This window comes from Pseudomonas sp. GP01-A4 (assembly GCF_058780865.1).
Window position 1 is genome coordinate 55,834 of the sequence record NZ_JBYSWF010000040.1, and the last position, 8,818, is coordinate 64,651.

Sequence of the window (8,818 nt, forward strand, 5' to 3'; positions counted from 1 at the left end):
GGTACGATAAAAAAAGCCCGACCATGCGTCGGGCTTTTTTGTGGGTGCCGGTTTTTACTTCAGGTGTTGCTTCAGCTCCTCGGACGCCTGCAGCAGCGCCGAACGAACCTCCGGTACCTGGCTGACGACATTCAGCAAACCGTAGTCATGGATCATGCCGTTGTAGCGCACGGCGGTCACCGGTACACCGGCTTCATCCAGCTTGCGGGCATAGGCTTCGCCTTCGTCACGCAGCACGTCCGAGCCTGCGGTCTGAATCAACGCAGGTGGCAAACCCTTGAGCTGCGCGGTGCTTGCCCGCAGGGGCGACGCATAGATCTCGGCGCGCTGGTTGGTGTCGGTGGTGTAGTTGTCCCAGAACCACTTCATCATGTTGCGGGTCAGGAAGTGGCCTTCGGCAAACTGGTTGTAGGACCCGGTGTCGAAGTTGGCGTCGGTCACCGGCCACAACAGCAGTTGGAACTTGATTGACGGTGTGCCCTTGTCCTTGGCCATCAGGCTGACCACCGCTGCCATGTTGCCGCCGACGCTGTTGCCGGCGACGGCCAGACGTTTGCCATCAACGTTGATCTCGCTGCCGTGTTCGGCCACCCACTTGGTTGCCCCGTACGCCTGGTTGATCGCCACCGGGTAGTGCGCTTCAGGTGATGGCGTGTAGTTGACGAACACCGCCGCCGCTCCCGACCCCACCACCAGGTCACGTACCAGACGCTCGTGGGTCGGGAAATCCCCGAGTACCCAGCCACCGCCGTGGAAGAACATGAACACCGGCAATGTGCCCTTGACCCCGGCCGGACGCACGATGGTCAGGCTCAGCGGCTGGCCATCGACCTGAATGGTCTTCTGGCTCACGTCGGCCTTGGGCAGCGTCAGTTTCACGCCTGACTGTGCACCTGTCAGCACCGCACGGGCTTCCCTGGGCATCAGTTGCTCCATCGGTTTGCCGGTGCCGGCGTTCAGTACATCGAGAAACGCCTGGGTGTTGTGCTCCACGTCACCGCCGGCCGCAAAGGCATTGGTGATCGAGAAGGCGAGCAGAGTGCCGGTGAGTACTTTGCCAAATGTGTTCATGTTCTTCTCCAAAAAACCGCGTGGGTCAGACGGTTACGTGCAGGCGTACATCGACGTTGCCACGGGTGGCGTTGGAGTAAGGGCAAACCTGGTGCGCAGCGTCGACCAGGCTTTGCGCGTCGTCCTGGGCCAGGCCGGGCAAGCTGACGTGCAGGTCGATGTCCAGGCCGAAACCGCCGGGGATTTGACCGATGCCGACGTGGGCAGTGATCGAAGCGTCATCCGGGATTTTGCGTTTGGTCTGGCTGGCGACGAATTTCAGGGCACCGATGAAGCAGGCGGAGTAACCGGCGGCGAACAGTTGTTCCGGGTTGGTGGCCTGGCCACCCGCGCCGCCCAGTTCTTTTGGCGTGGAGAGTTTTACATCGAGGATGTTGTCGCTGGAAACAGCACGACCATCACGGCCGCCGGTGGCGGTGGCTACTGCGGTGTAGAGAGCTTGCATGGTGATTTCCTCGTCATTATCTGCGCTAAATGTTTGCGCGCTAAGTAAGTGGCGAGGTGAATGTATCGCGCTAATAGTTAGTGCGCAAGATATATTTGGAAAATATTTTGCGTGCTTTGATAGCCAGGCATTGCACAAACAAATGTGGGAGCGGGCTTGTTCGCGAATGCGGTGTGACAGTCACTAGATGCATTGACTGATCCACCGCATTCGCGAGCAAGCCCGCTCCCACATTTTTTGATGCGTGGTGCCTTTAGAGGGAGACTTGCAGGTTTTTTCGCAGTGCCAGTAAATCGCCCTGCAGCTTGCGCAACTGCTCGATGTCCAGCCCGCTGGCGCCCAGGATGCACTGTGGAATATCCATGGCTTTGTCCCGCAGGGCGCGCCCGGCCTCGGTCAATTCAACCACCACCACGCGCTCGTCTTCGCGGCTGCGGGTGCGGCTGAGCAGGCCTTCGGCTTCCAGGCGCTTGAGCAGCGGCGTCAGGGAGCCGGGATCCGTTAGCAGGCGATTGCTGATTTCGCCTACGGTCAAGCCATCCTCTTCCCACAGCACCATCATGGCCAGGTACTGCGGATAGGTCAGGCCGAGGGCTTGCAGCAGCGGTTTGTAGACCTTGGTCATCAACAACGAGGTGGAATGCAGGGCAAAACACAGTTGGTTGTCGAGCAACAAGGATTCGCAGGTATCGAGGGGCTTGGTCATGGCAGTGCCTTAAAACGTGTCTGGTTTCGAATCTAGCGGGCAAATCTTTAACGCGCCAGACAATTCTGTCCGGCCGGTCAACCCAGGCCGCTTTGCAGTGCCAGGTCCCAGGGCGGCACAGGGCTGAAGCGCGCCTTGAGGTATTCCAGCAACAAGCGGCTGCGGGCGTTGGCGTGTTGCTCCAGGCGGAGCGCATAGATGCCCGCGGTTTCAGGCGTCGGCAGGCCGTTCTCGCAGAACATCGGGACCAGTTCACCGCGCACCAGGTATTCACTGGCGAGCCAGGTGGGCAGATGCGCAACACCCAGTCCGGCCAGCGCGCCTGAAAGCAGGGCTTCGGCGTTATTGGCGCTCATGCGAATGCGCTGCGGGCGGTAGGTGGATTTGCGCCCATCGAGCTCAAAACGCCAGGCGAACATCGGTGCCAGGCCTTCCCAATCCAGGCCGTCATGCTCGCTTAACTGGCTGGGATGGGTCGGGGTGCCACGGCTTTTCAGGTAGGCCGGGCTTGCGCAAGCGATGCGCACGATGCTGGCCAGTGGCGTGGCAATCAGCCGGGTGTCGACGATATGCCCGGCCCGCAGCACCAGGTCGACCTTGCCCAGATGCTCGCCCTGCATGTCGACAAAGCTGTCGATCAAGTGCAGGTGCACGTCCAGTCCCGGATAGACATTGAGAAAGTCAGCGATGGCAGGCGCCAAATGCCGCCTGCCGAAGGCCGCCGGTGCGTCCACGCGGATCAAGCCTTCAGGCGCATGACTCAGCGACACCGCTTCGGCCCGCGCCAGTTGCAGCTCGCTGACAATCCGCCGGGCGCGCTCGGCAAACGCCAGGCCGGCGGGCGTCGGCACCACCGCATGGGTGCTGCGTTGAAACAGCCGGCTACCCACCGAGCTTTCCAGGCTGTCGATGCGCCGCGCCACGGCCGAGGGCGTGAGCGGGTGACGGCGCGCGGCTGCGGAAAAGCTGCCGGCTTCCAGTACGTCGAGAAACAGGCTCAGTTGATCGGTCAATGTATTGGGGTTCATCAGCGTCTGCTTGTGCGAGATTGGCACAGCCATTGTGCGTTGCTGTGCGTTTCCGCACCAGAGCGGACTGCGTAGCATGCAAGGCCTGGGAACAGCAGGAGCGAGCGGGTGGCAGATTTAACGTTGTATTTAATGCTGGGCGTAGCGTTGGGCACGGTCGGTGGCTTGTTCGGCATCGGCGGCGGGCTGATTGCCATTCCCGTGCTGGGGGTATTTTTCGGCCTCGACCAGCAGATCGCCCAAGGCACGGCCCTGGTGATGGTGGTGCCGAATGTGATGCTGGCGTTGTGGCGTTATCACCAGCGCAACCGGATTGAATTGCGTCATGCACTGCCGTTGGGCGTGATGGGTTTTTCCTTCGCCTGGCTGGGCTCGATCTGGGCGGTGGGGATCGATGCTGACGTGATGCGGGTGGGTTTTATCGCGTTTCTGCTGGTATTGGCGTCCTACAACCTGCTGCGAATGTTTACCCACAATGCACCGCCGTCAGCGCAGATGCGTTATTCCTGGCCGTGGCTTGGGGTGTTGGGCGCGGCGTCAGGCTCCATGGGTGGCTTGTTCGGGGTGGGCGGTGCAGTGGTTGCCACGCCGGTGCTGACCAGCATCTTCGGCACCAGCCAGGTGGTGGCCCAAGGGCTGTCGCTGGCCCTGGCTCTGCCGAGCACCAGCGTGACCCTGGTGACCTACGCCTGGCACCACGAAGTGGACTGGCTGATCGGCGTGCCTTTGGCCGTCGGCGGTTTGCTCAGTATCAGTTGGGGCGTGAAAGTCGCCCACGCCATGCCGGAGCGCATGTTACGCGGGCTGTTCTGCGGGTTCCTGGCGGTGTGTGCGGTGATGCTGACGTTTAAAGTTTGAAGCCTTCGAGGATGTATTCGGCGAGGCATTCGGTAATCGGCGAGGTGGTGCGCGGGTTGCGCAACAGCCGCAGGTTGACCGACGGCAGCGGCGGAAAACCGTCCGCTGTGCCCAATATGCGCAGGTCTTCGGTCACCAGGCTTTCCATATTGATCGTGACGGCCAGGCCGGCACCCACCACTGCGAGGATCGCGGCCCCGTTGGAGCTGTGATACGCCAGTCGGTACTCCTGCCCCTGGGCGTCCAGCGCGGCGCGTGCCCACTGCGTGCAAAAACTGTCGAGGCCGGAAATGGCCAGGGGCAGGGCGCTGTGCTCATCCATACAGAAGCAGGGCGCCGCCACCCACACCATGCGTTCATGGCGCAGCAGTTCGCCGATTTCATTTCCCGGTTCGCGGCTGATAACGGTCAGGTCGAGGTCCCGGCGCTGCATCAGCACCGGCGACGACTCACAGTGCATTTCAATCTGGATCAGCGGGTAAGCCTTGGAGAAGCGCTTGAGAATCCCCGGCAAGTAGCGCATCACGTAATCGTCGGGTGTGCCGATGCGCACCAACCCGACCATGTGCGGCTCGCGCAACGTGTTGAACACCTCGCTGTGCAGCTTCAGGATCCGGCGCGCGTAGCCCAGCAGCACCTGGCCTTCGGGCGTTAACCGCACCTGTCGGCCATCGCGCTCGAACAACTTGCGCTGCAACACATCTTCTTCCAGGCGTTTCATCTGCATGCTCACCGCCGACTGGGTGCGGTTGACCTGCTCGCCGGCGCGGGTAAAGCCCCCTTGATCAGCGATGGCGACGAAGGTGCGCAGCACCTCGGTGTCGATACTCGGGTAGCTGGACAATTGATCAATCTCCGAGATGTATTGCATAAGAAACATTCGTTGGATTGATCATAGCGCCAGGCACAGACTTCAGTCATCCCCACTGGAGGGCGAGATGATGAAAGGTCAAAGAGGCTTTGTACTGATGGCGAAGCGGCCGTTTTCCGGGCTGCTTCAACTGGGTTCCCGGTGGATGGCCGTGCACCGTGAGCGTCAGCTGTTGATGAGCATGAGCGATGAGGCGCTCAAGGACATCGGGCTCAACCGTGGCGATGTCGAGCAGGAAAGCCGCCGGCATTTTTGGGAAGACCCGCTGCGAAAATGACTCGGGATGCAGTAGGGTGGTTCGCGAGCACACAAGGAGATGCCCATGCCCGCAGAACTGTCCTTTTCCCTCAAGCAGGCGCGACGCCTGGCGCTGGCCGCCCAGGGTTTTTCCGGGCGCCAGCCGCCGGCGTTGATCAAGGCGGCGCAGGTCAATCGCCTGGTTGAGCGTTTGGGCGTGTTGCAGATTGATTCGGTAAATGCGGTGGTGCGTTCGCACTACCTGCCGCTGTTTTCCCGTCTGGGGCATTACTCTCCGTTGATTCTAGAACAAGCCGCCTGGAGTTCGGGGCGGCGCCGCTCGCTGTTCGAATATTGGGGCCATGAGGCGTCGTTGTTGCCAATGGCGCTGTACCCATTGATGCGCTGGCGCATGGAACGGGCGGCCCGGGGGCAGGGGATCTATCAGCAAATGGCGCGTTTTGGTCGCGAGCAGCAGGCCACCATCGCCCGGGTGCTGGGCATCGTCGAACAACAAGGCGCCCTGGGTGCGGGCAGTTTGTCGACCCGCGAGGAGCGCGCCGGCCCGTGGTGGGACTGGAGCGATGAAAAGCATGCGCTGGAATGGTTGTTCGCCGCCGGCCAGGTGACCGTCGCCGGGCGGCGGGGTTTTGAGCGTTTGTATGACCTGCCGGAGCGTGTGATCCCGGCCGACATTCTCCAGCAACCCCCCTTGGACGAGGCTGAGGCGCAACGCGGTTTGCTGCTGCACAGCGCCACGGCGCTGGGGGTGGGCACTGAAAAAGACCTGCGCGACTATTTCCGTCTGGACCCGGCCGACAGCCGTGGGCGCCTGGCGGAGCTGGTCGAGGATGGGCAATTGATCACCTGCGACGTGCAGGGCTGGAAACAGCCGGCTTATTGCCTGCCCGAGCCGAAAGTCCCGCGCAAGGTGCCTGCCAGCGCACTGTTATCGCCTTTTGATTCGCTGATCTGGGAGCGCAGCCGTACCGAGCGGTTGTTCGATTTCCGCTATCGGCTGGAGATCTACACGCCCCAGGACAAGCGGGTATATGGCTACTACGTGCTGCCGTTCCTGCACAACGAGCGGATTGCCGCGCGCGTGGATCTGCGGGCGGAGCGGGCGGCCGGACGCCTGGCGGTGCATGCCGTTCACGAGGAAGAGCCGGGGCTGGACGAGGAGGGCATGCGCGCGCTGGCCCTGAATCTGCGGCAGATGGCCGACTGGCTCGGGCTTGAGCAGATACAGCTCAATTGCCAGCGGGCCAGTGCGGCACGGTTGCGGGTAGAGCTTTTAACGCTTGACCTGTTTTAGCGTCTCGGCGATCAGGAATGCTAATTCCAGCGACTGATCGGCATTCATCCGTGGGTCGCAGTGGGTGTGGTAGCGGTCCGACAGCCCGTCTTCAGTAATCGGCCGCGCGCCACCGATGCACTCGGTGACGTTCTGCCCGGTCATCTCGATATGAATCCCGCCGGCGTAAGTGCCTTCGGCTTCATGCACCTGGAAGAACTCCTTCACCTCACTGAGAATCTGCGCGAAGTCCCGTGTCTTGTAGCCGCTGCTGGCCTTGATGGTGTTGCCGTGCATCGGGTCGGAACTCCACAGCACCTGCTTGCCCTCGCGCTGTACCGCGCGGATCAGGTTGGGCAGATGGTCGCCGACCTTGCTGGCACCCATGCGCGCAATCAGGTTCAGGCGGCCCGGGTCGTTGTCCGGGTTGAGGATGTCGATCAGGCGGATCAGGTCGTCGGGGTTCATGCTCGGGCCGACCTTGACCCCGATCGGGTTGTTCACCCCGCGCAGGAATTCGACGTGGGCACCGTCAAGTTGGCGGGTGCGATCACCGATCCAGAGCATGTGTGCCGAGCAGTCGTAATAGTCGTTGGTCAGGCTGTCGCGGCGCACGAAGGCTTGTTCGTAGTTGAGCAGCAGCGCTTCGTGGGCGGTGAAGAAACTGGTCTCGCGCAGTTGCGGCGAGCTGTCCATGCCACAGGCACGCATGAAGGCCAGGGTTTCGTCGATGCGGTCGGCCAGTTGGCTGTACTTCTCGGCCAGGGCGGAGTTGGCGATGAAGTCCAGGTTCCACTTGTGCACCTGGTGCAGGTCGGCAAAACCGCCCTGGGCAAACGCCCGCAGCAGGTTCAGGGTGGCGGTGGACTGGTGGTAGGACTGCAGCAGGCGGTCCGGATCGGGCACGCGGCTTTTTTCGTCGAAGCCGATACCGTTGACGATATCGCCGCGGTAGGCGGGCAGGGTGATGCCGTCGATGGTTTCATCGTTGGAAGAGCGCGGCTTGGCGAACTGGCCCGCCATACGCCCGACCTTGACCACCGGGCAGCCGGCAGCGAAGGTCATCACAATCGCCATCTGCAGCAGCACCTTGAAGGTGTCGCGGATTTTTGCCGCCGAGAACTCGGCAAAACTCTCGGCGCAATCGCCGCCTTGCAACAGGAAGGCGCGACCCTGGGTCACCTCGGCAAACTGACGGCGCAACTCACGGGCTTCACCGGCAAACACCAGCGGCGGATAGCTCGCCAGGTTTTGCTCGACCTGCGACAAATGCGCGGCGTCAGGGTACTGGGGTTGTTGCTGGATCGGCAGGGCGCGCCAGCTGTCGGGGCTCCAGGGTTGGCTCATCATGAACTCGAGTGATTTGCGGTCGGGCCGTCATGTTATCAGCAATTAGTACGTGACCTGCTGCCGCCGGTTCGCCCACAATCCCGGCTTTCCCGTTGGCACGCCGTTAGGAGTTGCAATGTCTGAGGAGCGCGTCGAGCGCCTGCTGGCCGAGGTCCATGATGACTTCGGCATGATCCGCGTGCTGGAAGTGGCCGATTACCGCTTTCTCGAGTTTGGCGATGCCATCGAGCAGAGTTGTGTGTTTACTGCTGACCCGAGCTGGTTGGAGTATGACTACACCCGCGCGATGCTGATTGGGGCGTTGTGCCATGAGCAGCCGGAGAGTGCGTTGTTCCTGGGCTTGGGCGCTGGGACGTTGACCCAGGCCTGTCTGAAGTTTTTGCCTTTGGAAGATGTTGAGGCCATCGAACTGCGGCCTGATGTGCCGCGTCTGGCCATTGAGTACTTGGGGCTGGATGATGATCCTCGGCTGTATATCCGCGTTGGGGATGCGTTGGAATTGCTGCCTTCGGCTGAGTCGGCGGACCTGATTTTTGTCGACCTGTATACGGATGTTGGCCCTGGGGTTGGGCACCTGGCCTGGACGTTTCTGGAGAATTGCCAGAAGAAGCTGAACCCGGGGGGGTGGTTGGTGATTAATCAGTGGGCTACGGATGATGGGAAGCCTTTGGGGGCGGCGTTGTTGCGTGGGTTGTATCACCGGCATTATTGGGAGTTGCCGGTGAAGGAGGGGAATGTGATTTTGCTGGTGCCGGCGGATCTGGATCAGGTGCTCGATGTGGCGGCGTTGTCGGCGCGGGCTGAGGGGTTGGCGTCGCGGTTGGGGTATTCGTTGCAGTCGCTGATCAAGGCGATTCGGCCGGCTACGTAGGGTTTTGATTGTGTACATATCCGTTGCTGCGGTAACGGCCGCTTATGGTTCCGCTCTTACAGCGGGTCACTTTTGGCAAACGCCCCA

The 8,818-nt window shown here is 61.6% G+C and carries 10 protein-coding genes; 4 read left to right on the forward strand and 6 right to left on the reverse strand.

Annotated features, from left to right (window positions below; genetic code table 11):
* Window positions 1-54: 54 nt before the first annotated feature.
* The 4 genes from AC3WKX_RS21530 to AC3WKX_RS21545 all read right to left on the reverse strand — a co-directional run bounded on the left by AC3WKX_RS21530 (window position 55) and on the right by AC3WKX_RS21545 (window position 3,250).
* Complete coding sequence (locus AC3WKX_RS21530; protein WP_102605073.1) at window positions 55-1,071, reverse strand: alpha/beta hydrolase; 1,017 nt, start codon at window positions 1,069-1,071, stop codon at window positions 55-57.
* Between the two features lie 25 nt (window positions 1,072-1,096).
* On the reverse strand, window positions 1,097-1,516 hold the full coding sequence (locus AC3WKX_RS21535; protein ID WP_003218695.1) for an organic hydroperoxide resistance protein: 420 nt from the start codon (window positions 1,514-1,516) through the stop codon (window positions 1,097-1,099).
* A 253-nt stretch (window positions 1,517-1,769) separates the two neighbouring features.
* Window positions 1,770-2,222, reverse strand: a complete 453-nt coding sequence (locus AC3WKX_RS21540; protein ID WP_003218693.1) for a MarR family winged helix-turn-helix transcriptional regulator — start codon at window positions 2,220-2,222, stop codon at window positions 1,770-1,772.
* Window positions 2,223-2,299: 77 nt separating this feature from the next.
* A complete protein-coding gene (locus AC3WKX_RS21545; RefSeq protein ID WP_102605094.1) occupies window positions 2,300-3,250 on the reverse strand; it encodes a LysR family transcriptional regulator in 951 nt (316 codons plus the stop codon).
* Window positions 3,251-3,358: 108 nt separating this feature from the next.
* Here AC3WKX_RS21545 and AC3WKX_RS21550 point away from each other — a divergent pair, with 108 nt between their 5' ends.
* Complete coding sequence (locus AC3WKX_RS21550) at window positions 3,359-4,108, forward strand: sulfite exporter TauE/SafE family protein (protein WP_102605071.1); 750 nt, start codon at window positions 3,359-3,361, stop codon at window positions 4,106-4,108.
* Here AC3WKX_RS21550 and AC3WKX_RS21555 read toward each other — a convergent pair.
* Window positions 4,098-4,979, reverse strand: coding sequence for a LysR family transcriptional regulator (locus AC3WKX_RS21555; protein ID WP_023659060.1), 882 nt, complete (start codon window positions 4,977-4,979; stop codon window positions 4,098-4,100). The two genes, AC3WKX_RS21550 and AC3WKX_RS21555, sit on opposite strands and share 11 nt — an antisense overlap.
* Window positions 4,980-5,049: 70 nt before the next feature.
* On the opposite strand from AC3WKX_RS21555, the gene AC3WKX_RS21560 reads away from it, so the two are divergent.
* Both AC3WKX_RS21560 and AC3WKX_RS21565 read left to right on the forward strand, forming a co-directional pair.
* Window positions 5,050-5,256 (forward strand): DUF1127 domain-containing protein, encoded by a 207-nt coding sequence (locus AC3WKX_RS21560; RefSeq protein ID WP_003218685.1) that lies wholly within the window; start codon window positions 5,050-5,052, stop codon window positions 5,254-5,256.
* Window positions 5,257-5,301: 45 nt separating this feature from the next.
* Window positions 5,302-6,531 (forward strand): winged helix-turn-helix domain-containing protein, encoded by a 1,230-nt coding sequence (locus tag AC3WKX_RS21565; protein ID WP_003218683.1) that lies wholly within the window; start codon window positions 5,302-5,304, stop codon window positions 6,529-6,531.
* Here AC3WKX_RS21565 and AC3WKX_RS21570 read toward each other — a convergent pair.
* A complete protein-coding gene (locus AC3WKX_RS21570; RefSeq protein WP_087693647.1) occupies window positions 6,511-7,857 on the reverse strand; it encodes a class II 3-deoxy-7-phosphoheptulonate synthase in 1,347 nt (448 codons plus the stop codon). The two genes, AC3WKX_RS21565 and AC3WKX_RS21570, sit on opposite strands and share 21 nt — an antisense overlap.
* 118 nt (window positions 7,858-7,975) lie before the next feature.
* Between AC3WKX_RS21570 and AC3WKX_RS21575 the strand changes: the two genes are divergently transcribed.
* Complete coding sequence (locus AC3WKX_RS21575; RefSeq protein ID WP_102605070.1) at window positions 7,976-8,731, forward strand: spermidine synthase; 756 nt, start codon at window positions 7,976-7,978, stop codon at window positions 8,729-8,731.
* Window positions 8,732-8,818: the final 87 nt, after the last annotated feature.